Origin of the sequence: Neorhizobium sp. JUb45, assembly GCF_004343585.1 — a bacterium.
In the GTDB taxonomy this organism is placed as follows: domain Bacteria; phylum Pseudomonadota; class Alphaproteobacteria; order Rhizobiales; family Rhizobiaceae; genus Neorhizobium.
On sequence record NZ_SLYW01000001.1, the window covers coordinates 530674 to 555710 of the forward strand.

24 protein-coding genes and 1 tRNA gene are annotated in these 25037 nt (G+C 60.5%); 16 read left to right on the forward strand and 9 right to left on the reverse strand.

Annotated elements, in window-relative coordinates:
* Positions 1-278: 278 nt before the first annotated feature.
* Both serA and EDF70_RS02485 read right to left on the reverse strand, forming a co-directional pair.
* Entirely contained in the window at positions 279-1874 is a 1596-nt protein-coding gene (serA, locus tag EDF70_RS02480; RefSeq protein WP_132271658.1) for a phosphoglycerate dehydrogenase, read from the reverse strand.
* Positions 1875-2020: 146 nt separating this feature from the next.
* A complete protein-coding gene (locus tag EDF70_RS02485; protein WP_132271659.1) occupies positions 2021-3202 on the reverse strand; it encodes a phosphoserine transaminase in 1182 nt (393 codons plus the stop codon).
* A 330-nt stretch (positions 3203-3532) separates the two neighbouring features.
* Between EDF70_RS02485 and EDF70_RS02490 the strand changes: the two genes are divergently transcribed.
* Positions 3533-4171 carry an outer membrane protein gene (locus EDF70_RS02490; RefSeq protein ID WP_132271660.1) on the forward strand — a complete coding sequence of 213 codons (639 nt, stop codon included), beginning with the start codon at positions 3533-3535 and terminating at the stop codon, positions 4169-4171.
* Between the two features lie 63 nt (positions 4172-4234).
* Here EDF70_RS02490 and EDF70_RS02495 read toward each other — a convergent pair whose 3' ends face one another.
* The gene (locus EDF70_RS02495; protein ID WP_132271661.1) at positions 4235-4996 is read right to left on the reverse strand and encodes an SDR family oxidoreductase; all 762 of its coding nucleotides are present in this window, start codon (positions 4994-4996) and stop codon (positions 4235-4237) included.
* A gap of 141 nt (positions 4997-5137) precedes the next feature.
* Here EDF70_RS02495 and EDF70_RS02500 point away from each other — a divergent pair, with 141 nt between their 5' ends.
* Positions 5138-5725: a TetR/AcrR family transcriptional regulator gene (locus tag EDF70_RS02500; protein WP_132271662.1), complete on the forward strand. Its 588-nt coding sequence runs from the start codon at positions 5138-5140 to the stop codon at positions 5723-5725.
* Positions 5726-5925: 200 nt separating this feature from the next.
* The gene (locus EDF70_RS02505) at positions 5926-6972 is read left to right on the forward strand and encodes a Tim44 domain-containing protein (RefSeq protein ID WP_132271663.1); all 1047 of its coding nucleotides are present in this window, start codon (positions 5926-5928) and stop codon (positions 6970-6972) included.
* A 21-nt stretch (positions 6973-6993) separates the two neighbouring features.
* Here EDF70_RS02505 and EDF70_RS02510 read toward each other — a convergent pair whose 3' ends face one another.
* Positions 6994-7482: a DUF1810 domain-containing protein gene (locus EDF70_RS02510; RefSeq protein ID WP_132271664.1), complete on the reverse strand. Its 489-nt coding sequence runs from the start codon at positions 7480-7482 to the stop codon at positions 6994-6996.
* Between the two features lie 123 nt (positions 7483-7605).
* On the opposite strand from EDF70_RS02510, the gene EDF70_RS02515 reads away from it, so the two are divergent.
* A complete protein-coding gene (locus EDF70_RS02515; RefSeq protein WP_132271665.1) occupies positions 7606-8727 on the forward strand; it encodes a mechanosensitive ion channel domain-containing protein in 1122 nt (373 codons plus the stop codon).
* 3 nt (positions 8728-8730) lie between these two features.
* Here the strand turns inward: EDF70_RS02515 and greA are convergent, their stop codons facing one another.
* Positions 8731-9213 (reverse strand): transcription elongation factor GreA, encoded by a 483-nt coding sequence (gene greA, locus EDF70_RS02520; RefSeq protein WP_132271666.1) that lies wholly within the window; start codon positions 9211-9213, stop codon positions 8731-8733.
* Between the two features lie 445 nt (positions 9214-9658).
* Here greA and EDF70_RS02525 point away from each other — a divergent pair, with 445 nt between their 5' ends.
* The 12 genes from EDF70_RS02525 to EDF70_RS02580 all read left to right on the forward strand — a co-directional run bounded on the left by EDF70_RS02525 (position 9659) and on the right by EDF70_RS02580 (position 19212).
* On the forward strand, positions 9659-10561 hold the full coding sequence (locus EDF70_RS02525) for a TonB family protein (protein WP_165931925.1): 903 nt from the start codon (positions 9659-9661) through the stop codon (positions 10559-10561).
* A gap of 168 nt (positions 10562-10729) precedes the next feature.
* Entirely contained in the window at positions 10730-12541 is a 1812-nt protein-coding gene (locus EDF70_RS02530) for an EAL domain-containing protein (RefSeq protein WP_132271668.1), read from the forward strand.
* A 61-nt stretch (positions 12542-12602) separates the two neighbouring features.
* Positions 12603-13775, forward strand: coding sequence for an AAA family ATPase (locus EDF70_RS02535; protein ID WP_132271669.1), 1173 nt, complete (start codon positions 12603-12605; stop codon positions 13773-13775).
* Between the two features lie 82 nt (positions 13776-13857).
* Positions 13858-14190, forward strand: a complete 333-nt coding sequence (locus tag EDF70_RS02540; protein WP_132271670.1) for a hypothetical protein — start codon at positions 13858-13860, stop codon at positions 14188-14190.
* Positions 14191-14393: 203 nt separating this feature from the next.
* Positions 14394-15590 carry a tRNA 2-thiouridine(34) synthase MnmA gene (gene mnmA / locus EDF70_RS02545; protein ID WP_132271671.1) on the forward strand — a complete coding sequence of 399 codons (1197 nt, stop codon included), beginning with the start codon at positions 14394-14396 and terminating at the stop codon, positions 15588-15590.
* A 147-nt stretch (positions 15591-15737) separates the two neighbouring features.
* Positions 15738-15814: transfer RNA gene (locus EDF70_RS02550), tRNA-Met, on the forward strand.
* A gap of 170 nt (positions 15815-15984) precedes the next feature.
* Positions 15985-16821, forward strand: coding sequence for an FkbM family methyltransferase (locus EDF70_RS02555; RefSeq protein ID WP_132271672.1), 837 nt, complete (start codon positions 15985-15987; stop codon positions 16819-16821).
* Positions 16822-17097: 276 nt separating this feature from the next.
* Positions 17098-17316 carry a hypothetical protein gene (locus EDF70_RS02560; protein WP_132271673.1) on the forward strand — a complete coding sequence of 73 codons (219 nt, stop codon included), beginning with the start codon at positions 17098-17100 and terminating at the stop codon, positions 17314-17316.
* Between the two features lie 200 nt (positions 17317-17516).
* Positions 17517-17861: a hypothetical protein gene (locus tag EDF70_RS02565; protein ID WP_132271674.1), complete on the forward strand. Its 345-nt coding sequence runs from the start codon at positions 17517-17519 to the stop codon at positions 17859-17861.
* A gap of 139 nt (positions 17862-18000) precedes the next feature.
* Entirely contained in the window at positions 18001-18354 is a 354-nt protein-coding gene (locus tag EDF70_RS02570) for a DMT family protein (protein ID WP_132271675.1), read from the forward strand.
* Positions 18355-18466: 112 nt separating this feature from the next.
* The gene (locus EDF70_RS02575; protein WP_132271676.1) at positions 18467-18886 is read left to right on the forward strand and encodes a DUF983 domain-containing protein; all 420 of its coding nucleotides are present in this window, start codon (positions 18467-18469) and stop codon (positions 18884-18886) included.
* A 77-nt stretch (positions 18887-18963) separates the two neighbouring features.
* A complete protein-coding gene (locus tag EDF70_RS02580; RefSeq protein WP_132271677.1) occupies positions 18964-19212 on the forward strand; it encodes a hypothetical protein in 249 nt (82 codons plus the stop codon).
* A gap of 71 nt (positions 19213-19283) precedes the next feature.
* On the opposite strand, the gene EDF70_RS02585 is transcribed toward EDF70_RS02580, so the two are convergent.
* From EDF70_RS02585 to EDF70_RS02600, 4 genes are all read right to left on the reverse strand, one after another.
* Positions 19284-19508 carry a hypothetical protein gene (locus tag EDF70_RS02585; RefSeq protein WP_132271678.1) on the reverse strand — a complete coding sequence of 75 codons (225 nt, stop codon included), beginning with the start codon at positions 19506-19508 and terminating at the stop codon, positions 19284-19286.
* 102 nt (positions 19509-19610) lie between these two features.
* Positions 19611-22307, reverse strand: coding sequence for a malto-oligosyltrehalose synthase (gene treY / locus EDF70_RS02590; RefSeq protein ID WP_132271679.1), 2697 nt, complete (start codon positions 22305-22307; stop codon positions 19611-19613).
* Positions 22307-24172: a malto-oligosyltrehalose trehalohydrolase gene (gene treZ, locus EDF70_RS02595; RefSeq protein WP_132271680.1), complete on the reverse strand. Its 1866-nt coding sequence runs from the start codon at positions 24170-24172 to the stop codon at positions 22307-22309. The genes treY and treZ overlap by 1 nt, the downstream gene beginning before the upstream one ends.
* A 90-nt stretch (positions 24173-24262) precedes the next feature.
* Complete coding sequence (locus tag EDF70_RS02600) at positions 24263-24964, reverse strand: metallophosphoesterase (RefSeq protein ID WP_132272541.1); 702 nt, start codon at positions 24962-24964, stop codon at positions 24263-24265.
* Positions 24965-25037: the final 73 nt, after the last annotated feature.

Here is a 25037-nt window from a genome sequence, read left to right on the forward strand (position 1 = left end):
TTACGATCTAATCTTGTTTGATCTATGTTGTTTTTAAGGCGTCTTGCCACAATTGCGTTTTGAGGGCTGGGAATGGCCCGTGAGTCGCGCACCATTCGAAGGGAGGTGGCGAATCTGTGCGGCATTGCAGGTGCTCATGCATGCTCTTTGCGCGTTCCGGGAGCAGGAGGCCTCGGGGTGGTAACAACGCAAAAAGACAGGCCCGGTGCATATGCACCGGGCCTGTCTTCGTCACCCTTCAGAGGATTTTATTCTGTCTTTGTTTTGTTCGTGTCGATTTACTCGACGTTGAAGACCAGCGGACGGGCCTGCTTGATCGCTGGGTTGGCGGTCAGCTTGTCGAGAACGGCCTGCGAAACCGGTGCGTCCACGTAAAGCAGCGCAATGGCATCGCCACCACCGACTTCGCGGCCGAGCTGGAAGTTGGCGATGTTGACGCCCGCGTCACCCAGCGTCGTACCCATGAAGCCGATCATGCCGGGAACGTCGGTGTTGGAGATGTAGACCATGTTGGCGCCGACATCGGCATCCATGTTGATGCCCTTGATCTGGATGAAGCGCGGCTTGCCGTCGGAGAAGACGGTGCCGGCGACAGAACGGGTCTGCTTCTCGGTCTTGACCGTCAGCTTGATATAGCCGTCGTAAACGCCGGTCTTGTCGCGCTTGACCTCGGAAAGGACGATGCCCTTTTCCTTGATCATGATCGGTGCCGAAACCATGTTGACGTCCGAAACCTGGTTACGGATCAGACCGGCCAGCAGTGCGGAGGTCAGCGCGCGGGTGTTCATACCGGCGGTCTGGCCATCGAACAGGATTTCGATTTCCTTGATCGGATCATCGGAAACCTGACCAACGAAGGCGCCGAGAACGTCCGCCAGACGAATGAACGGCTTGAGGATCGGTGCTTCTTCGGCGGTGATCGACGGCATGTTGATGGCGTTGGAGACGGCACCCTTGACGAGGTAGTCCGACATCTGTTCGGCAACCTGCAGGGCAACGTTTTCCTGGGCTTCCGTTGTCGACGCGCCCAGATGCGGCGTGCAGACGACGTTATCGAGGCCGAAGAGCGGGCTTTCCGTGGCGGGCTCGACTTCAAAGACGTCGAAACCGGCACCGGCAACGTGGCCGGACTTGATGGCTTCGGCCAGCGCTGCCTCATCGACCAGGCCACCGCGAGCGCAGTTGATGATGCGAACGCCCTTCTTGGTCTTGGCAAGGTTTTCAGCGCCCAGAATGCCGCGGGTCTTGTCGGTCATCGGTACGTGCAGGGTGATGAAATCGGCGCGTGGCAGCAGTTCTTCCAGCTCGACCTTTTCCACGCCCATTTCCTGGGCGCGTTCAGCCGACAGGAAGGGGTCGTAGGCGATGACATGCATGCCAAGGCCGATGGCCTTCTTGCAGACGATGCCGCCGATATTGCCGGCGCCGATGACGCCAAGCGTCTTGCCGGTGATTTCGACACCCATGAATTTCGACTTTTCCCACTTGCCGGCCTGCGTGGACGCATCGGCCTGCGGCAGCTGGCGGGCAACGGCGAACATCAGTGCGATGGCGTGTTCGGCCGTCGTGATCGAGTTGCCGAACGGGGTGTTCATGACGATGATACCGCGCTTGGAGGCGGCCGGGATATCGACGTTATCGACGCCGATGCCGGCGCGGCCGATGACCTTCAGGTTGGTCGCAGCGGCGATCAGCTTTTCTGTCGCCTTGGTGGCGGAGCGGATGGCGAGACCGTCGTAATTGCCGATGATTTCGGCGAGCTTGTCCTTATCCTTGCCGAGCTTCGGCTGGAAATCCACTTCAACGCCGCGATCGCGGAAAATCTGGACGGCGGTTTCCGACAGTTCGTCGGACACGAGTACGCGAGGTGCCATGTTTGGGCTCCTTAAAAGGGGTTTTGACTGAAACCTCTCCGCCGTCATGCTCGGGCTTGTCCCGAGTATCTGCGACCGATCGGTCCTGTTGGTGTGGTCAGATCCTCGGCACAGGGCCGAGGATGACGAAATCATGCACTGGAAGTTTAGGCAGCGGCCTTGGTGAGCGCGGCCTTCTGCGTTTCGAACGCGTAGGTCAGCCACGGCATCAGGGCGGCCATGTCGGCCGTTTCGATGGTGGCGCCAGCCCAGATGCGTAGGCCCGACGGCGCATCGCGGTAAGCGCCGATGTCGAGAGCGACGCCTTCCTTTTCGAGGATGGAGGTGACGCCCTTGGCGAAGGCTGCCTGCGCGTCGGCATCGAGAGCGGCGACATCGGCGTCGACGATCTTCAGGCAGACGGAGGTGTTGGAACGGGTCTCATCGACTTCGGCCAGATTGGCGATCCAGTCATTGGCCTCGACGAAATCGAAGATGACCTTGGCATTGGCATCGGCGCGCGCGATCAGGCCTTCGAGGCCGCCAACCGTCTTTGCCCATTCCAGCGCATCGATATAGTCCTCGACGCAGAGCATCGATGGCGTGTTGATCGTTTCGCCCTTGAAAATGCCTTCCGAGAGCTTGCCGCCCGAAGTGAGGCGGAAGATCTTCGGCAGCGGCCATGCCGGAACGTAGGTTGTCAGGCGTTCGACGGCGCGGGGCGACAGGATGATCATGCCGTGACCGCCTTCGCCGCCCAGAACCTTCTGCCAGGAGAAGGTGACGACGTCGAGCTTGGAAAAGTCCATGTCCTGCGCGAAGGCGGCCGAGGTCGCGTCGCAGATGGTCAGGCCCTTGCGGTCTGCCGGGATGAAGTCGGCGTTGGGCACGCGGACGCCGGAAGTGGTGCCGTTCCAGGTAAAGACCACGTCACGGTCGAAGTCGATCGTGGAAAGGTCAGGCAGAAGGCCGTAATCGGCCTCGATCTTGCGGACGTCCTTGAGCTTCAGCTGCTTGACGACGTCGGTGACCCAGCCGGCACCAAAGCTTTCCCAGGCGACCATGTCGACGCCACGCTCGCCGAGCAGCGACCACATCGCCATTTCAACGGCGCCGGTGTCGGATGCGGGAACGATGCCGATGCGGTAATCGGCAGGAACGTTCAGAACTTCACGGGTGAGATTGATGGCTTGTGCCAGCTTGTCCTTGCCAACCTTGGCGCGGTGCGAACGACCGAGCGGGGCATCGGAGAGAGCGTCTAGCGACCAACCGGGGCGCTTCGAGCAGGGGCCTGAAGAAAAATGAGCATTATTCGGACGTACGTCCGGCTTCGCGGTGCCATTGGCCATATGTATACCCTCACAGGTAATTAGCCTCTCGTTGGGGAGAGGTGTCCCGCCGTCGGAGATATTCCCGATGAGATTTTCAGTCAAGCGGAATTGTGCGGATCATCACAAATGCCGGCATCCGCACGCGCCTGTGCTGACTGTGGAAGTATTTGATGTTGAAATAGTGCCGCAGCGTGTGATCACGTTTTTGAGAACACTTATCCAAAATACGCCTGCACTTTGGGTTGTCGGTAGAATAACGATCTAGACTCCCCGTTGTTGTTGCCATTTTGCTACAGACTCTTTGTGTGAAACTCCCTATCTGCCGCTCCACAGTTTAAGGAGTACCACATGTTCAAGACCATCGCCCTGGCTTCGGCCCTCGTACTTTCCGCTTCCGTATCGGCCATGGCTGCTGATGCCGTTTATGAAGTCCCGGCCGCTCCGGTTGCCGTTGACGCTCCGGCATTCACCTGGGCCGGCGCTTACGCCGGTGTACAGGGCGGCGCAGGCTGGCTCGACGGCACGTTCGGTCTGGCTGGCGTCGGTAGCGCCAAGCAGGACTTCGACGGTGGCGTGGTTGGCGGCTTCGTTGGTTACAACTGGCAGTTCAGCAACGGTTTCGTTGCCGGTATCGAAGGCGACCTCGACTATAACTTCAACGAGGAAAGCGCTGCTGGCATCGATATCGGCACTGATTGGGCCGGTTCGGTTCGCGGCCGCGTCGGTTACGCATTCGACCGCGCACTGGTTTACGGTGCAGCCGGCTGGACCTTCACCAACGGCTACGTCAAGGGCGCTGGCATCGATGAAAACGAAGTCTTCAACGGCTGGACCGTTGGCGCCGGCGTCGATTTCGCCGTCACCGACAACCTGTTCGTTCGTGGCGAATACCGCTACAACGATTTCGGCGACAAGGACATCGTACCGGGCCTGAACGCCGATCTCGACCAGAGCGTCGTCAAGGTCGGTCTGGGCGTCAAGTTCTGATCCTGCCGCATTATTTTTGGAAAAGGGGCCTTCGTGGCCCCTTTTTTGTGTCTGGAATCGCTGTCAGCTGGCGAGGCCGCCGGCCATGTCGATGACGCTGCCCGACATGTAACCGGCATTCGGGCCGGCGAGAAAACCGACCAGGGCGGAGACTTCCTCAAGCGTGGCAATGCGGCGAATGGCGTGCATGTCGAGAAACGCGTCCGGTGCCGTCGTGCTGCCCAGCGCTTCGATCATCATGTCGGTGGGCATCGCGCCCGGCTGTACGACGTTGACGGTGATGTTGCGTCGGCCGAGGTCGCGGGCGACGCCCCTTGCGTATCCATTGATGGCGGCCTTGGTGCCGGCATAATCCGCGACGCCCTGCATGAGGGCGTGGGTGCCATTGAGCGAGCCGATAAAAATGATCCGGCCGCCATCGGAAATGACCTGCGCTGCGGCGCGGGTGGTGGCGATGACGCCCATCACGTTGATCTGCCACTGGCGGTCAAGTGCCGCCGTGTCCAAGTCCGGGTCATCGACCGTCTGGCCCTTCGCGACCACGGCCGCATTGTTGATAAGGATATCGAGCCTTCCGAAATGCGCGGTCACTTTTTCGATCAACGGCTTTGCGGCCGCCATGTCGGCCTGGTCGCTCTGGATTGCCAGCGCACGCACGCCCTTTGCCTTCAGCTTCTCCACGACCGCCTCGGCCTTTTCCGCTGAGGCGACGTAGGTGATCGCCACATCGGCGCCGAGATCGGCCAGCGTTTCGGCAATGACGGTGCCAAGACCACGCGATCCGCCAGTCACCAGCGCCACCTTGCCCTTCAATGAATTCGACATGTTCGTTCTCTCTTCTCTCAACCGGGACGAGGCCCTGATTTAAATTTCATAACGGTCATTGCGTAACGATCGGTATGAAATTTGACAGAGAGCGTCAAGCGTTTTAATAATGGTCGTTATGAAATGGATTGGCACGAACTGATGGGACGCCATCGCGAATTCGATGTTGAAAAAGCGCTGGATGCCGCCATGTGCGTTTTCTGGCGCAAGGGTTATGAGGGGGCGTCCTATGCCGACCTCACGCAAGCGGCCGGCGTGGAACGCCCTGCGCTCTATTCCGCTTTCGGCAACAAGGAGGCGCTCTTCAAAAAAGTGCTGGTGCGCTATTACGAGCACCATCTCGATTACATTCCGGTCGCCTTGGCTCTGCCGACGGCGCGCGAAGTTGCCGCGCATATCCTGTACAACGCCATCGATCTCAACACCCGTTATCCCGAACACACGGGTTGCCTCGGCATCAACGGTGTTCTGGCGGGCTCTGACGAGGCGGAGCCGGTGCGGCTGGCGCTGATCGAGGCGCGTGCGGAAGGCGAGGCGATGCTGGTCGAACGTTTCGAGCGGGCAAAGGCGGAGGGCGATTTGCCGCAGGCTGCCAGTGCCCAGACATTTGCAGCATTCCTGCTGGCCATTCTGCACGGCATGGCGGTGCAGGCCAAGGCCGGTTTCAGCCGCGAAACGCTGCGGGCCGTGGCCGATCAGGCGCTGTCGGCCTGGCCGGCTCCGAAATAGACTTGGCCGTAAATTCTCCCGCCCGATCAAATAGTTCGGCTGCCTTATCACATCCATGTGAGTGAAGTTCAGTTGGCGGTTCCCGATCTGTTGACTATCTACGATCACGGGAAATTCCGGTGGCGCCTCTAACATTGCAAGTCTGCCATCGCCATATGATGCGGGACAGATCGCAATTGTGCGATCGGAAGGAGAGTTTGATGTTATCGAAAATTCAGCGGTTCAAGCATGTGTTCGCAGTCGCCGCTCTCGGCGTTGCGGTTTCGCTGGTTGCCGTGGATTTTGCTGAAGCCCGTCGCGGCGGCAGCAGTTTTGGCAGCCGTGGTTCGCGCACCTATTCCGCGCCCGCCACCACCAATACCGCTCCCGGTGCCGCAACAGGCATCAACCGTTCGATGACCCCCAACACCCAGCAGAACGCCGCAACGCCTGCAAACGGCGCAGCCGGCGCGCAGGCTGCCCAGCAGCAGCGTCGTCCCGGCATGTTCGGTGGCATGGCCGGTGGTCTTCTCGGCGGTCTGGCCCTTGGCGGCCTGTTCGGCATGATGATGGGCAACGGCTTTGGCGGCATGGCAGGCTTCATGGGCATGCTTCTGCAGATCGCCCTGATCGCCGGTCTCGCCATGCTGGCTTTCCGCTTCTTCGCACGTCGCCAGCAGCCGGCCGGTCCGGCCGGTGGTTACGGTTCGCAGCGCAATGCCCATGACGCCCCGCGTGGCGGCAATGGCAACAATGCTGGCGGCAACGGCGGTCAGCCGGGCTTCCGCATCCCGACCATGGGTGGCGGTGCTGCGGCGGCTGCAGCAACGGCTGCGCCGCGCAAGGCAGGTTCGGATACCGACGAAATAGGCATCACCGACCGTGACCTGACACAGTTCGAAAAGCTGCTGCAGGACGTGCAGGGTGCTTATGGCGCCGAAGATTATGCCAAGCTGCGCGCTTTGACGACACCGGAAGCCATGTCCTATCTCGCCGAAGAACTCGGTGAAAATGCCACGGCCGGTGTCAAGAACGACGTCAAGGACATTCAGCTTCTGCAGGGTGACCTTTCGGAAGCCTGGCGCGAAAACGGTCAGGAATACGCAACCGTTGCCATGCGTTACTCCAGCATCGACGTCATGCGTGACCGCAATACCGGCGCCGTCGTTCAGGGTGATGAACATACCCCGACCGAAACGGTCGAGGTCTGGACTTTCGTGCGCAAGACCGCGGGCGAATGGCAGCTGTCGGCCATCCAGGGCGCATAAGCGCCCCGGAGAGGTCTTCACCTAATTGAGAAAGGCAAGCGTGCGTTCGTCGCGCTTGCCATCGCAGAATTCTTCAAGGGCTTGCTCGAAAGGCGAGCCCTTATTTGCGACCTCTGCAAACAGCGTCATCGACGAGCAGAATTTCATGTTGTCGGGTGAGCCGAGAATGTCATGGGCGGAACGGCCCGGATGGGACAGCATCGCTTGCGTGCATTCCGCAAGCCGCGCTCCCAGGATGGGGTCGGCGAGATAGGCTTCCGCTTCGGCACGCGAGGCGATGCCATAACGCTGCGCCATCGGCGAGCGCCCAAGCCCTTTTGCCTGCGGAAAGATGAACCACATCCAGTGGCTCTGCTTGAAGCCGTCGCGCAGTTCTTCGAGCACGTTCGGATACACCGCCTGCTGGGCGGCGAGAAAGCGGCCGAGATAAAAGTCATCGTGCCATTGTGTCTGACTGGGCTGTGATCCGCGCGTCTGCTCGGGCGGCTGGTTTGCCAGTGTCTGTACCATGCTTTTCTCCTTCCTTTCCCTCCCAACGGGTAAAAACGCAATCGGTTCGCCCCGGTGCTGACAAATGCGTGAAATTTTCGCGATCGGGGTTTTTTATGCTGCAATGCACCCTAGCTGGGAGGGATGGACCAATTTATCGCTGATTTCCGCGCCTATACCGATTGGCTGCCAAACTGGGTGGTCAGCATCGGCGTGCTCGTCGTCGCCGTATTCGTCGGGCTGGCGATCCACCGTCTCGCCTTCCGCATTTTTACGCGCGTGGTGGAAAACAAGGATCTGTTCTGGCGTTCGATCGTCTCACGCGGCAAGCGGCCGCTGAAGCTGGCCATCCTCACCTTCACCTTGTCCTTTGCCGCATCCATCGCGCCGCTTGCGCCGGGACCGGCCAATTTCATACGCCACCTTCTGCTGCTCGGATTCATCCTCGTGCTCGGCTGGTCAGCCAAGGCGGCGCTGCATATCTGGATGACGATCTATCTGCGTCGCTTCAAGCTGGATGCCGAAGACAATCTTCTGGCCCGCACGCATGTCACCCAGTCTCGCATCGGCGAGCGGGTCGGCGGTTTCATGATCGTGACGCTGACGATTGCCGCCATGCTGATGACCTTTCCGGCCGTGCAGCAATATGGCGTCAGCGTTCTCGCGTCGGCCGGTGTCGCCGGTATCGTGCTTGGTCTGGCGCTGCAGCCGATGCTGAAAAACATCTTTGCCGGCATACAGCTCGCAATCACCCAGCCGATCCGCATCGATGATGCGCTGATCGTCGAAGGCGAGTGGGGCAATGTGGAAGAGATCACCTCGACCTATGTGGTGGTCAAACTGTGGGACTGGCGACGGATGATCCTGCCGCTCTCCTATTTCATCGAGACACCATTCCAGAACTGGACCCGCGAAGGTTCGGCGCTGATCGGCACGGTGATGATATATCTCGATTATTCGGTGCCGGTCTCGGCCATCCGCAAAAAGGTCGAGGAAATTGCCAACGAATCAAAAATCTGGGACCGCAAGGTGGTCAATGTGCAGGTGACCGATTTCAAGGAAAGCGTGATGGAGATCCGCATCCTGATCTCCGCCCCCAGCGCGCCAAAAACCTTCGACATGCGCTGCGAGATGCGTGAAAAGATCATCGATTTCATCCAGCGCGATTATCCCGCCGCTCTGCCGCGGGTGCGGGCGGAAGGGGTAGCCAATGCCAATGGCGCCGCTGTGATGGACGGCGTTCGCCAGCATGCATTTCAGAACTGAGGTTCACCCGATCCTGACGATCTCCAGTTCCTGTCCGCCGACCGTCACCACATCGCCCACTGTCTTGCCGTGGAGAACACGCGCCACCGGCGAGACGTACGAGATCGAGCCGGCCTTCGGGTCGGCTTCGTCCTCGCCGACGATGCGGTAGGTCTGTACCCGGCCATCGTCACGCTCGAAGGTGACGAGGCTGCCAAAGGCAACGGCGTCGGTGGAGGCCGGGGCAGGGACCAGTTGCGCCGTGCGCAGCCGCTCGGACAGATAACGGATGTCGCGCAAGGGGGCGGCCGTCTGGCGCCGCTTCTCGTTGACGTCATCGATATTTTCCACCGCGGCATAGGCGGCGCGTGCGTCTGCCAATTGGCTTTCCAGCGCCTTCAGCCCCGCCTCGGTGACGAGGTTAGCGTGTTGCGAGATCGGCCGCTCGGGCAAAAACGTTTCGGCGGCCGTCTCGGCGCTTTCTTCCTTGGTGAAGGCGACGCTCACATCAAAACTCCATGGGGCAAACGAAAACAGGGATCAAACGTCCATTATGCCTGCTTTTGCAGGCGTATAACAGGGCTCCCCGGCATGGCTGCGGACGGTGGCGGTGCATTTCGTCGATGGGCGGCAGAACCATTTTTGGGTTTCACAGACTTTTGCTGCGTCTGCGAACAGTTCAGTATTTACTTAATTTGCAATTAATGGTTTTCGTGCATTGTCACCACAGTCCCGAATCCTCGGGCATCCGCCGGATATTTGCAGATGGATACAATCCACAATCTCTTTCCCTTGTTCATTGCGTCTGCTGCCATTTATTTCTTCTTCCGCTGGGTCGTTCGCGACATGAACAAGCGCGGCTGATCCAACGCATCCCCATCTCCTTTATCCGCTTGAAATATGAGGCAAAGACGCTAGTTTTCGCCGGACATATCGCATGCATGGGGATGACATGAAACGGACGGGACTTTTGCTGGTGGCGCTTCTGTGCGCCGCAACCGGCGTGATGGCGCAGACCAAGGGATCGCGGCCGGAGCCGCAGCCTGCCAGCAAACAGGAATGGGCTTCCGCTATCTCTCGAAAAATCCAGCGCGGCGTGCGTCTTCCCCGTCCGATCAAGGGCGTCAGCGGCCTCCACACGGCCAAGATCGCCTTTGTCGTGCATAGGGACGGTACGATCACGGATGTGGTCGTCCAGGAAAGTTCCGGCGTGCCGCAGGTCGATGAAGGCGCCCGACAGGCCATCCTTCGGAGTTCGCCGGTTACCGCCTTTTCTCCCGACATGACGGGCGAAACGGAAAAGGTGGTGGTGCCGATCCGCATGGAAATGATCCTGCCGAACCCAACCACCAAGGATGACGCAACCGGCCTGACCTTCACCACGCCGGCGGAGCTGGAAAGCACCGGCAAGGTCGATCCACCGGGTACGGAAACGGTCAAGTACAATCTCATCAGCACCGCGCCGGATCGCATTCCCAATGCTCCGGGATCGGCGCTTTGCCAACTCGGTTTTCGTGCCTGGGCAAAGGATCATCCGCGTTACGGCTGGTCCCAGGAAAAGCTCAATGGCGATGCCATGTTCGGCGAACTGGGCACGACCTTGCGCAGCCAGCTGGAAACGGCCGGCAAGGTGATCGAGGACACGCAGACGATCGACATGAAGGATGCAAAGGCGGTCGAGATCGTCGCGGCGCCGACATCCGGCCCTGATTTTGAAAACGTGCTGCATTACGCCGCCTTCACGGATACGCCGACCGGCCGCATCACGCTTTCCTGCGCCACGACGCGTGCGGCCATGAGTGCCGCTCGACCGGTGTTCAAGGCATTGGCGCAGACGGTGCAGATAGTGCGGTAGGCTGCCGTCCACGAGACAAAAAACGACCCAACCCGGACAGCGCAGCCCGCTTTCCGGGTTTTCTTATGAAACGGCCCCGTAAACGTTAGATTAGAATTTAGCGATATATAAAAGGCCCTAGCAATTTCGGTGATTTACACAGGGGTTGCGTCTTATCCGGGCCTCATCATGATCCTTGAACTGCAGAATGCCATTCTCGAAATGATCGCGCGCGGTGAGCCGCTCGAAAAGACCATCGATCTTCTGTGCCGCGAGGTGGAGGTGATCGCCCCCGATATCGTGTGCTCGGTTCTTTCCGTCCGGGAAGGGCTTTTGCATCCGCTGGCCGGCCCGTCGCTGCCGCCGCATTTTTCCGCGGCTGTCGATAACCATCCGATCGGCCCTGCGGTCGGGTCCTGCGGCACCGCCGCCTTTATCGGCCAGCCTGTTGTCGTCGATGATATTGCCACCGATCCGCGCTGGAGTGAATTCAAGTTTCTGGCGCTGCCGCTTGGTCTCGTTGCGTGCTGGTCCTCGCCGATCATGGTGGGCGACAGGGTGGCGGCAACCTTTGCCTTCTATTTTCGCGAAAACCGCGGCCCCAACGAAACCGAAAAGCAGATCGTCGAGGCCTGCGTGCATCTCTGCTCGATCGCCATAGAGCGCAACGAACGGGTGATGGAACGCGAGCGGCTGACCTATACCGACGCGCTGACCGGCCTTCCCAATCGGGCGCGTTTCAACAAGGTGCTGGCAGGACTCGACAATGCCATCAGCCCATGGGGCATCCTTCTCGTCGATATCGACAATCTCAAACTGGCCAATGACACGTTTGGCCATGCCGCCGGCGATGGCCTGATCCAGACGGTTGCCAGCCGCGCATCGGCCCTTGGCGGGCCGGACAGCACATTCCGGCTCGGCGGCGACGAGTTCGCCATCATCGTCTATCGGGGCAATGCTCCGAATGATCTGGAGAGGATGGCAAGCGACATCCTGTCGGCACTGTCCGCGGCCTGCAATTGTGCCGGCCATGTGGTTTTCCCGAAAGCCACGATCGGCGGCGCGCTTGCCGGCGAGGACGAGACGCCCGACACCGTGCTGCAGAATGCCGATCTGGCGCTTTACCATGCCAAGGAGCGCAGCCGCGGCCAGTATCTGCAGTTTTCCGAGGGGCTGGGCACCGCCATCACCCGCCGTTTCCGTGCCATCCGCGATGTCGGGCTGGCGCTGGCGCAGGCCCGCATGCATGCCTGGTACCAGCCGATCGTGCGGCTCGACACGCGTCGGGTGGTCGGTTTCGAGGCGTTGGCCCGCATGCGCACGCCGGGCGGCGATATCGTTTCGGCCGGGCATTTTCACGAAGCCACCAAGGATGCGCAGGTGGCCGCCGAACTCACCCAGCGCATGCTGGAGCAGGTGGCACGCGACATGCGCGTCTGGCTGGACGAGGGGCTGCCGCTGCAACATGTTGGCGTCAACCTGTCGGCTGCCGACCTTGCCGGCGGCAATCTCAACGAGCGCATCTGCACCGTGTTCGCCGATGCCGGCGTTCCGCTGAAACACGTGATCGTCGAAGTCACCGAATCCGTCTATTTCGGGCAGGGCGGGTTCGATATCGGCGACGAGATCCGACGTCTGCGGGCAAGCGGCCTGCGCGTCGCGCTCGACGACTTTGGCACCGGGTTTGCCTCGCTGACGCATCTGCTGACGGTGCCGGTGGATATCATCAAGATCGACAAATCCTTTACCGACCGACTGCGCCCGCGCGATCCGGCTGCCTTCATCGTCGAGGGTATCATCGATATCGCCCGAAAACTCGGCATCCGCGTGGTGGCGGAAGGCATCGAGGAAAATGCGCAGGCGGTGCAGCTGATGGATCTCGGCTGCGCGCTGGGGCAGGGTTACCTGTTTTCCAAGGCGGTCGATCGCGATGCCGCGGCGGTGCTTTTGCGGCATTCGGCGCAGAGGCCTGAGGAGGTTGGCGCGAACAGGCGGGCGTGAGGGGAATAGCGGCGCTTCGGAGTGCTTGCCTTGCCTTGGCAATCCGTGACAGTTTTGGCGCATGATCCTGACCATCGCCATTTCGGGCTACCGCTCCCTTCGCAACCTCGTTCTGCCACTCGAAAAGCTCACTGTCGTTACCGGTGCAAACGGCGCGGGAAAGTCGAGTTTTTATCGCGCCCTGCGACTGCTTAGCGATGTTGCGCAGGGGCGGGCCATCGCATCGCTTGCGGCAGAAGGTGGGCTTCAATCAACGATCTGGGCCGGGCCGGAGGCTTTTTCACGCGGCATGAAGGATGGCAGCGTGCCCGTGCAGGGGACGATGCGGAAAAATCCGGTGGCGCTGAAACTGGGATTTGCCTCGGAAGATTACGGTTATGCGATCGATCTGGGTCTGCCGCCGCCGCCGATGCCATCACCGCCGCCGCCAGTCTATTTTGCGCTCGATCCCGAAATAAAGGCAGAGGCGGTCTGGGCGGGCGAGGAACTGAGCCGTCGCAACGTTTTCGCGGAACGCAGAGGCCCGGTCGTCACCGCATTGTCGGCAAGTGCCCAGCGGCAGGTGCTGCTGCATGATCTGGCTTCGTTCGAAAGCATGATGACGCAATCGGCCGATCCGAAAAACCTGCCCGAGCTTCTTTATCTGCGCGCTCAGATGAACGGCTGGCGCTTTTACGATCATTTCCGCACCGACCCACAGGCGCCCGTTCGTCAGGTGCAGGTTGGCACCAGAACGCCGGTCCTGTCGTCCGATGGTGCCGATCTGGCGGCCGCCGTCGCCACCATTCTGGAAATCGGTGATGTTTCGGCTTTCCACGACGCCATCGAGGACGCCTTTCCCGGCAGTTCCGTCGAAATCATCGAGGATCGCGGCCGCTTCGAGCTTCTGATGCGGCAAAGGGGCCTGTTGCGGCCGCTATCGGCCGGCGAACTGTCCGATGGCACCCTTCGTTATCTGCTGCTCGTGGCGGCCTTGATGACGCCCCGGCCGCCAGCCCTGATGGTGTTGAACGAACCTGAAACCAGTCTGCATCCGAGCCTGCTTGCGCCTCTATCCCGCCTGATCGCGCAGGCTTGCAAGCGCTCGCAGATGATCGTCGTGTCCCATGCCGGTGAACTGGTGTCGGAACTGGGCGCTGATGGCGGCGCTCTGATGGTGACGCTGACCAAGGTGCTTGGTGAGACTGTGGCAGAAGGGATCGACGCGCCTGCCTGGACCTGGCCGGCGCGTTGAAACATTGCCAGCCCAAAGCCGACACAATCTCCTGTCATCATTTGCGGGCGCAGGCTGATGCGCATTGGTGGGAGATCGTCACATGAGCAATTCCTGTCCCGTCGTCACGCCGGCCGAACGGCAGGTGGCCGATACCCTTCAGCGTGTCGGCGAAGGACTGACGGTGGCGGTCCAGAGGGCACTGGAAGAGGCGACGCAGCAAGCCGCCGGGGAGTGGCCGGCCGGTGATCCGACGCTTGCTCCGCCACCTTACGAATATTTCGCCGCCGTGGTGCATCAGAAGATGTTTCTGCTTCTGTGCGGTGCCGATACGGAGACGATGACGGGCGGTGATCCGGTTCTTGCCGGCCATCTCATCCGCAATCAGCAGAACATCGTTGCCCATTACTGGACGGATGACGGGCAGGGCGATTGAGGTGAGGCCACTGCCATCCGAACTCCGGAGGCAAAAGCAGCCTTGCATATGCCGCCAGACTGCCCCGCGCCGGCTCGTCTTGCGCAGACACGCATTCCTTTCTATATCCGGCAGATGAAATTAAGCCCGGTTGCGGTCGATCCCGCATCCCGGCAAACATCAGCCGCTCCCATTCGAGCGCCAAACCATATCGAGAGAGTTTCGTGAACACGCTGGATTTTGACAAGAGGCCGGAAGACACGCGCGTTGTCGTCGCCATGTCGGGCGGCGTGGATTCCTCGGTCGTGGCCGGCCTTCTGAAGCGGCAGGGTTATGACGTGCTGGGCATCACGCTGCAGCTTTACGACCATGGCGCTGCCGTCCACCGTGCCGGCTCCTGCTGCGCAGGACAGGATATCGACGATGCCCGCCGTGTGTCCGAAACGCTCGGCATTCCGCACTACGTGCTCGATTACGAAAAGCGTTTTCGCGATGCGGTGATCAATCCGTTCGCCGAAGCCTATGCAATGGGCGAAACGCCGATCCCATGTGTTGCCTGCAACCAGACGGTCAAGTTCGCCGATCTTTTGGCGACGGCGCGCGAACTCGGTGCCGATGCGCTGGCGACCGGCCATTACATTCGCTCGGCGCTCAATCCTTCGCCGGAAAATCCGAACCGCCGCGCGCTTTATCGCCCGACCGATGCCGATCGCGACCAGAGCTGGTTCCTGTTCGCCACCACGCAGGAGCAGATCGATTACCTGCGCTTTCCGCTCGGTGGCATGGGCAAGGCACAGGTGCGCGAACTTGCCGAAGAAATGGGCCTCGTCGTCGCCAAGAAGGCCGACAGCCAGGACATCTGTTTCGTGCCGGCCGGCAAATATGCGGATATCATCAACAAGGTGAAGCCGAATGCGGCGCTGGGTGGCGATATCGTCCATATGGACGGCCGCGTGCTCGGCCGCCATGACGGCATCCTGCATTACACGATCGGCCAGCGCCGCGGCATCGGTGTCGCCACCGGCGAACCGCTTTACGTGGTCTATCTCGATGCCCGCTCGCGCCGTGTCATCGTCGGCCCGAAGGAAGCGCTCGATACGCACCGCGTCTACCTGCGCGACGTGAACTGGATCGGCGACGGCTCGCTTGCCGCCGACGCGGCGGACGGTTTTGCCTGCTTTGCCAAGGTGCGCTCCACACGCCCGCCGGCACCGGCGGTGCTTCGTGCCGATGAAAACGGCATCTATGTCGATCTGGCCATCGGCGAAGCGGGTGTCGCGCCGGGGCAGGCCTGCGTCCTCTATTCCGGCGAAGGTGCCGATTCGCGCGTTTATGGCGGCGGCTTCATCGAACGGTCGGAACGCGCGGCCGAGGCGGAACTGGCATTGAAGGCATTGTTGTCCACATCTGTTGCGGCCTGAAATCCGGGCTTATCGGCAGGGGAGGAAAGAACGATCCTAGTCTCCCCGAATTTTTGCCGAAAGCCTGCTTGACACTTTGGTGACACGGGTCTTATAAGCCGCACATCAAACGGCGGGACGATCGAAAACGATCTTGCCAACCGGTGTGGCTGGGTAGCTCAGTTGGTGAGAGCGCAGGATTCATAACCCTGAGGTCGGCGGTTCAATTCCGCCCCCCGCTACCAAATTTCCCTTTCTTTACATCCGATCCATACAAGGTTTTTTGGTTCACGAAAGTGTCGAGCCGCCTTTTCGTGGTTTCCGCCATAGCCTTCGGATAACGGATATAAGCGGATGACACATGCCTAGCCCCTCGCTATGAGACCAGTACGTCAGTGTATGGGGGCATGCAGACATGAATTTCAATCTTCTCAAGGCGCTTATTTTCCCTTCAAAGCGAGATCGTTATCTCACGCGCCTCTGGAAACAGAGGGGCACGATAGATCCCGGTCTGGTGGTCACCGGCTGCATTTCGGCCGGTATCGATACGCTCGGGTTTCGATATCTCGGAAAATATCCTGTCCTGCTCGATGTTCACGGCCAAAGCATCCCGGAATCGGTTTTGAGACATGGCCATTTCCAGTTCGACCTGTTCGAAACCCTTGCTGATATCTACCCGCGACGCGATGTTCGTTTCATCAACATTGGCGCAAACATCGGGACCTCATGTCTGAACGCTTATGAAGCTGGCTTTCGTGATATCGTGGCATTCGAGCCGGTTGGCCGGAATTTCCATTTGCTCACCCACAATCTCGCGTCCATCGAAGCCGATATTCGCCATCAGGCTGTCGGCGATCAAAACGGTCGCCTCACGATCCATCTCAACCGGGGAAGCACCGGCATGAACTCGTTCATGCGAGATTATGGAGATGGCGGCGAAGAGGTCGAGATCGTTCGGCTGGATGATGCGATCGAACCGGTACCAAGTTTCCTCTGGATCGACACGGAAGGATACGAGGTTCACGTTTTGCGGGGAGCAGAGCGCCACCTTGCGGAAAGCGTGCAGGGTCTTTGCGTTGAAGTAACGCCATCGATACTGAAGGCAGAGGGACTTGCGGCACTCGAAGAGATTCTAAAGCGCCACTTTACGCGGTTTTATCTCAACACGGGACCGGTACAGGAGTTGGACATCAAGCGCCTCACTGCGGATGGAAAGCATGGCAAGCAGATAGACCTGATCGCCCTGAAATGACGATGCGGCCCCGTCCAGATTCACTATTTCTCCGCTTTGGAAAATAATGACCAGCGGGTCGTTTCCTCGATCAACGGCTGCGCCAACCGGCGACGCATTTCAGTCACTGAATGTTTCCCGCTACCAAATTTTCTTCATACTATCATTGTCATCACGAATTCGGGCGCTGCTGATTGCATCCTTGGGCCCTGTCTGGCAGTGTTATCCCTAATTTGCAGGGCAGGCGTGCGATTCCGTGCATCCTGTCCAGCATCATAAGGGGAGCTCGAAACCGGTATGAATTCCAAACGCTTCAACGAATGTCTGCGTGTCATTCGCTGGACGCCCATCAATATCGCTTCAGCATTGCAATGCGATCTCTCCTGGATCGAGGCGTTGGAGGCCGGAAACGAAGAGGTTCCGGAGGGCTTGGCAACATGGCTTGAGGCCTTGGCAAAGGTTCATGAAGCCGCGCCGCCGCCAAAAACTTTTGCGGGCCACAGGGCAAAACTCTGATCGTTCAGCCAAAACACTTGCCAACATCTTCTGAGGTCATGTTCAAGACGCTCTGAACTTGTCTTTTGCTTCATTGTATCAGCTTTTATTTCACGTCCTGTGCGCTCAAGCTGGAACAAAAAAGCGTGAGTATGCGTTTCTCCGCCGTCAGACAATTGTGTGCGACCGGCTCAGGATGGGGCGGCGCCAAGGAGGAGCAAATGCTGAAGTTCATTTCGACCGCCGGTCTGGCGCTGGCGATCAGCGCAGGCGCCCTGACCGGTGCCGTCACCACCGCACAGGCGCAGGACGTGCAGCTGCGTATCGGCCCCGATGGCATTCGCCCGGTCGTGCCGGATCGCGACCGTGATCGTTACGACCGCCGCGATGACCGCCGTGCTGGCGGCTGCAGCGAACGCGATGCCCGCCGTGCCGCCCGCGAATCCGGTCTGCGCGATGCCGAAGTGACCCGCGTCACCCGTCGCAGCATCACCGTCGAAGGTATGACCCGTCGTGGTCCTGACCGCATCACCTTCGCCAATGAACGTGGTTGCCCGGAAATCTGATCCCGGCTCCTATGACGTTCGATGAAGCCCTGCCGACCCGGCGGGGCTTTTTCCATGGGATGACGGCAGAGCCCGCTTGAGCGCCGCCAACGCCCGGTCCATTGTCCACACCCTTCCGTCTCCACAGGAACAGTCTTCCATGCCTTTCTCGCTCAGCCCTGCTGCCGTGTGGCCCATTGTCATGCTGGTCGCATCCAACGTGTTCATGACCTTCGCCTGGTACGGCCATCTCAAGCACAAGGGCAGCGCCATCTGGATCGCTATCGCGGCATCCTGGGGCATCGCCTTTTTCGAATATTGCCTAGCCGTGCCGGCCAACCGCATGGGCTCGGAAGTCTATACGACGGCGCAGCTGAAGACGATCCAGGAGGTCATCACCCTCATCGTCTTCGCCGGCTTTTCGGTGTTCTGGCTGGGTGAAAACCTGACCATCAACCATGTCATCGGTTTTGCCATGATCGCCATCGGCGCGTCGTTCATTTTTCGCGCCTGAAACCGCGACAAGGCGGGGCAGATTGCCGCGCCTCACGGTCCAGCACTTGCTCCTCGCGTGCATTCGGCGATAGTTGCAATCGTCAAGTCATGCGCGCGGGAGGAATGCCGTCATGGTGGGAGAGATAACCGACGAGCGGCATTATACGCCACTGCCGCCATTCGAAACCGGCATACGCGGCCGCTGCCCGCGTTGCGGCAAGGGACATCTGTTCAACGGGTTTCTGACGCTGCGCCCCGATTGCGAAGTCTGCGGGCTGGATTATTCGTTTGCCGATCCGGCCGATGGCCCGGCCTTTTTCGTTATCTGCTTCGGCTGCGTGCCGAGCGTGGCGCTGGCCGTGTGGATCGAGGTGGCGCTGCAGGCACCCTATTGGGTCCACCTGTTCACCTCGCTTCCCTTCATGCTGCTCACCTGCATACCGCCACTGCGGCCGCTGAAAGGCTGGCTGGTGGCCAGCCAGTATTTCTACAAGGCGCAACAGGGCGAGCTGGCACGGCGCGATGCGGCTGATGCTCCCAAATCTCCCTGATTTCCAGCTTTCGCTGGCCCGAGACGGAACAAAGCGGTCGCTCAACTCATTCGTCTCGTGCAATCAGGGAGCACATCATGTCGGATGCGGAAGTCATCGAAAACGAACACCAGCGGCGTGCACTCGCCGTCGAAGGCGCGTTGATGCTGCTGATCGACGGACTGGCCTCGCGCGGCACGATTTCCGTGGACGAGGCGGAAGACATGCTGCGGGTCATCTCCAGCAGTTCGCAAGGGTCTGCCACGCGCGCGTCGAGTTCGATCAGGGTCATGAAACAGATCCGCAAGCTGCGCCGCGGTGATGGCATGGCGACGCCGGGCGCCTGATCCGGGGGATACGGAAAGCCTTAAAAACAAAGGCTTTCGACAGTGTCCCAAAAGCGGAACCTTTTCACGCCTTAAACCGTTCGCTTCACAACAAATAAAAAGGAGACTTCATCATGAACAGCATCGTCTGGCTTGTCGGCGCCGTCGTCATCGTCATCGCCGTTCTCAATCTGGTTGGTTTTGCATAAGCCGCCAAACACCTGATTTAAAAAAGGAAAGGAAATCATCATGAACAGCATCGTTTGGCTCGTCGGAGCCGTGGTCATCGTTCTCGCCGTCCTGTCCTTCGTCGGCATTGCCTGACACCTGGAGCGGTTAGGACACGGAATCAAACAGGGCGCCGATCGGCTGGATCGGCGCCCTGTTTGCGTTCTGGGCCCAAGGATTGGTGCCGCGGATCAATCCTCGGCAACCAAAAGGGTGAAATGCTGGCCGGCCAGCGCTTCAGCAACGGAAAGCTTTTCGCCGGCCGTGATCGTGCGTCCGGAAAACAGGTCACGGTACCGGCGGTTGGCGAGATTTCCGTCGAGCGGCAGGATCGTCTCGTGCCAGCCGTCCATCACCGATGGCAGGCCGGCGGGTGAGGGGTGGTGGGCGAAGGCGCTGAGCACGAGGCGGGGCGCGATCAGCACCATCGCATCGGCATCATCGGCGCGGGCAAAGCTGACGATGTTGCGGGCGCGCTTTCCGCTGGCGTTGAGGGCGATGTATTTTCCCTTGCCGAAAAGCGCTGGCTTGTTTTGGCGCAGGCGCAGCGCGCGAGCGATGATCTGCTGTTTCAGGGCGCCGCTCAGCCAGTCCTCATCGGTGACAGGAAGATGCGTGGTGGCCGACAATTGTTCGGCCAGCGCCGCGAAATCCGGCACGCGGCGATTGTCGGGATCGACCATGCTGAGATCGAGTGTCTCGCTGCCCTGATAGATGTCCGGAATGCCGGGTGCGACCAGCTTGATCAGCGTCTGGGTGATGCCATTGACGGCGCCCGCCGACCAGAAGGGCTGCATGGTGGTGATAAAATCTGAGAGAAAGATGCGGTTGGCGAACAGGCCGCGCGCATAATCGGCGATGGCCTTTTCATAGGCCTCGTTCGGGTCTCCCCAGTTGGTGCGCAGTTTCGCCTCGCGCAATGCCTTTTCGACATAACCGAGAAAGCGCTCCTGCAATGCCTCGATACCATCGTGATCATGCAGGCCAAGTTCGGCCGGCCAGACACCGGCGAGCGCCTGATACAACAGCCATTCGATCGCCGGTTCGGGTGCTGCGCCATCGGTCAACGACTGGATATGTGCGGCGTTGAGGCCGCGCCAGCGGGTGACGGCTTCGGCAAACAGGTCCGGCGCCTCGGTCAGCGCATGCAGCCGGGCTCGTGCATCCTCGCCGCGTTTGGTATCGTGGGTGGAGCTGGCCGACAGGCCAAAAGGCTGGCTTTGCAGCCGTGCCTGCATGGCGGCATGAAAATGCTCGAGACCGTAATCGCGCGGATAAGGCTCGCTGCCGACTTCGTTCAGAACCGGATGCGGGTTGATACGGAAGAACAGCGTGTCCTCGATGGATTTCGCCGTCAGCGGCCCGGTCAGCTGCTGCAGGCGGATGCGGAATGTGGTGGCCTTTTCCGCCTCTGCGGGCGACACGTCGCCGAGGATGATCCGTTCCAGCAAGGCCAGTGCGTCGTCATTGGCGCTCTCATTGCGGCGCACGTCTTCCAGAACGTTTGACAACAGCTTCTTGTCGGCATCCGGCAGGCCGTCTGCGGTGCCATAGGTGCGATAAACGGGGAAGGCGAGCATGATCTCCCGCAGCGCCGTGCGCAAGGCGTCATCTGCGACCTGGACCGTGCCGCCGATAGAGGTGCCGAGTTCCTTTGCCAGCCGCAGCAGGGTGGACACCTCGCCGGCAAAATTGCGGTCGAACATCAGTCCCTTGGCGTCGCGGACTTCCGAGACGATGTGGGTGGGACGGCCGCGCAGGCGGTCATAGGTCTGGCCGAGCGATTTCAGGCCCGCGCCGTCGGTCGTCACATCGGTGAGTTCGGCGATGAATTCGTAACCGGTGGTGCCGGAAACCGGCCAGTCGGCGGCAAGTTCCTCGCCATAGCCGAGGATCTTTTCGATGATCAGATAGGTGTCCGGGCCGATTTTTTCGCGCAGCCGGTCGAGATAACCCTTCGGGTCGGCCAGACCGTCGACGTGGTCGATGCGCAGGCCATCGACGGTGCCGTCGCGCACGAGGTCGAGCACAAGGCGATGGGCATCCTCGAACACCGCGTCATCTTCGACGCGAAGGCCGGCAAGGCCGGTAATCTCGAAGAAACGGCGATAGCTGAGGCTGTCAGCGGCGGTGCGCCACGAGGTCAGTCGCCATGGTTGAAGATCGTGTATTTTCCGCAGGTTATCGGGATCGGCGGAGAATTTTTCGAGGACGGATGCCAGCGCCATCGTATCGGTCGGGCTGAAACTGGCCTTGCTGCCGGTGGACAGAAGAGCACGCACGCTGGCGTGGAAATCCCCCGCATTTTCCGGGGACGCCTTTGCGGCGAGGGCTGCGATCTCAGTTGCGACCGGCAGACCGATGCCGCCCAGCACGGCGGCGTAGCTCGATGGATGCAGCGGGTAGCGGCTGTCGTAATAGGCAAGCGCCAGACAGCCGGTCTGCGCATCGGCGGTGATGGACAGATGCGATATCACCGTATCGAAATCGTCGCCGAGGAAGGGCAGGGTCAGCGGAAGTGCCCAGTCCACATCGAAATGGCGGGCGTAAGTGCTGTCGGCACCCCATTCGATGATATCGCGCCACCACGGGTTTTCCAGCGAGGCGGCCATGTGGTTGGGCACGATATCGAGGATGAGGCCGAGGCCGGCCTGTTTGAGGGCGGCCGACAGGGTGTCGAAACCTTCGCGGCCACCGAGCGAGGGATCGATCTCGTTGGCATCGGTGACGTCATAACCATGGGTGGAGCCGCTGGTGGCGGTAAAGATCGGCGAGGCATAGAGGTGGCTGATGCCGAGAGTTTTCAGATACGGCACCAGCGCCGTGGCGCGCTCGAATGTCATGCCGTTGCGAAATTGCAGGCGATAGGTGGAGGTGGGCAGAGCCATTATTCCGAGCCCTCCGCGCCATCGATCGTCACCACCACGTTCCAGGGCGGCAGCAGCCCGTCATTGGCGCCGGCTCTGTTGCCGGCCTTGCCGCTGGTGGTTTCGTGGATGATCTTGCCGGCGAGTTGCGGCTGTTGTGCCGCTTCGTCCGAAAGGTTGGCGGCCATCGACAGGGTGGCATCGCCGAGCTTCCAGCTGACGGCGATGGTACCGCCTTCGACGCTCAGCACTTTGCCGGCATGGCCGCGTGCCTCGCCCAGAAGCGGCACGATCTTCTCATGCCGCAGGGTCAGCATGTCCTCGACAAAACCGGTCCAGTTGCGGCCGATGTCCTTTTCGAGTTTGTCCCAATCGAGCTTGCAGGCGTCGAATGTCTTTTTGGCGTTGGGGTCCGGGATGTCGGACGTGTCGCCTTCGCCCTCGCGGAAACCGGCATGGCCGGCAAATTCCTTGCGGCGGCCCTCGCGGACAATTTTTGCCAGATCGCCATGGAAATCCGTGAAGAAAAGGAAGGGGCGGTCTTCGCCGAATTCCTCGCCCATGAACAGAAGCGGGATATGCGGGGAGAGCAGAAGAACGGTCATGAGAGCCTTCACCTTGTCTTCGCCGGCCAAGGTCAGCAGGCGCTCGCCGAGCGCGCGATTGCCGACCTGATCGTGGTTCTGGATGAAATCGACAAAAGCCGTGGGTGGCTGGTGGGTGCTGGTACTGCCGCGTTTCTTGCCGGTGGAGGCCGCGACTTCGCCCTGATGGGCAAACCCTTCGGCCAGCACGCGGGCCAGATGTTTGTGCGGATTTTTGGCGAAATCCTTGTAATAGGCATCGGTCTCGCCGGACGCGATGACATGGATGACATTGTGGAAATCGTCGTTCCACTCGCCAGTGTGATGCGGCACCGCGCCATCCTCGCCGCGTTCGTGCAGGCTGGTGATGTTGCGATTGTCCTCGGTGGTGAGGTGGATGTGGCGGCCGGGATTTTCCGCCCGGATGGTTTCCGCCACCTCGATCAGAAAATGCTTTTCGCTGTCATCGCGGATCTGGTCGACGGCATCGAAACGCAGGCCGTCGAGGTTGAATTCCTCCAGCCAGTAAAGCGCGTTTTCGAGGAAGAAGCTGCGCACGGCAGGTTTGTCATAGGCAATCGCCGCGCCCCATGGGGTAGGCGTGTCGGGATGAAAAAATTCCGGCGCACAAGCGGGCAGGTAGTTTCCGTCCGGGCCAAAGTGATTGTAGACGACGTCGAGCAGCACCATCAGCCCATGTTGGTGGGCCGCATCGACAAAGGCCTTAAAATCCTCCGGCGGGCCATAGGCGCTGTGGGGAGCGTAAAGCAGCACGCCGTCATACCCCCAGCCTCTGGTGCCACCGAACTGGGCGACGGGCATGATTTCGACAGCCGTGATGCCGAGCTTCGCGAGATAGGGCAGGCGCTCGATGGCAGAGCGGAAGGTGCCGCCAGCGGTAAACGTGCCGATATGCAGTTCGTAGATGACGGCTTCTTCCCAGGGGCGGCCGTTCCATCCGGTCGTGTGCCAGGGGTAATCGGTCGGGTCGATGACGAGGGAAGGGCCGTGCACGTCGCCCTTCTGGGCGCGAGAAGCAGGGTCGGCGATGGCCAGGCCGTCATCGAGCACGAACTGGTATTCGGCACCCGGTTCGACGCCGGTGGCAAGGATTTCGAACCAGCCATCTTGGCTTGCGGACATCGCTGTGTCCTCGCCGTTCAGGCGTAGCTGCACCTCTTTCTGGCCCGGTGCCCAGAGGCGAAAACGCACCTCTCCGGCGGCGACATATTCGGCGCCCCATGTCTTTGGAAAGGTTCGGAATTCGCTGTCATTCTTGGCAGTGATGTCGGTTGCAGGCATCAAAATCCCCATGTGATCATGACGCCCTCAACGGGCCATCCGGCCTTCGGGTTCCCGTCGTCCCGAAGGGTTTTGCTAAAATTGCTGCCGTTACAGTTCAAGCAGCGCGTAAGGGCGTCCGGTCGGCTTTTCGATATGGGCGGCTACGTTGTAAACCGGCGCGCCACCGGGCGTCTTGCCCTCATAGGTGCCGCGATGGGCATGGCCATGTACGACGGCGGTGACCGGAAAACGGTCAATGGTTTCCGCCAGCCGTGACGAGCCGAGGAAGGGGTAGATGGCTTCCGGTTCACCGGCCACGGTTTCGGCAATCGGGGCATAATGCAGCACCACCAGCGCGCGGTGCGAACGCACCTGCCGCAGTGCATTTTCCAGCCGCATGGATTCCTCCACGCTTTCCGCCACCATGGCCTTGATCGCCGGTTCGCCGAAGGAGCCGAGCATGTGGCGGCCGAAACCGCCGGCAAACCCTTTTACCCCGGCAAAGCCGACGCCGCCGATTTCCACAGCCTGACCTTCGAGTAGATGCACGCCGGCATCCTTCAGGATTTCCTTCACCTCCTCGACCGAACCGCATTCGTAATCATGATTGCCGAGGACGCCTACGACGGGGATGGTGCAGCTGCGCAGGTCGGCGGCCAGAAGCTCCGCCTCCTTCGGTTTGCCGAGATCGGTCAGATCGCCGGCCATCACGAGAACGTCGGCCTTGCCGGAAATCTCGGCGAACAGTTCCCGGTAGGACTGGCTGCCGCTTTCCTTCACATGCAGATCGGCAACGGCGGCGACACGCAGCGGCTTATGGGCGGCTTCAGCCTCGGGCAGGTCCTGCGGCGGATTGTTGGCGCTCTGGTGGATCGTTTCGTCT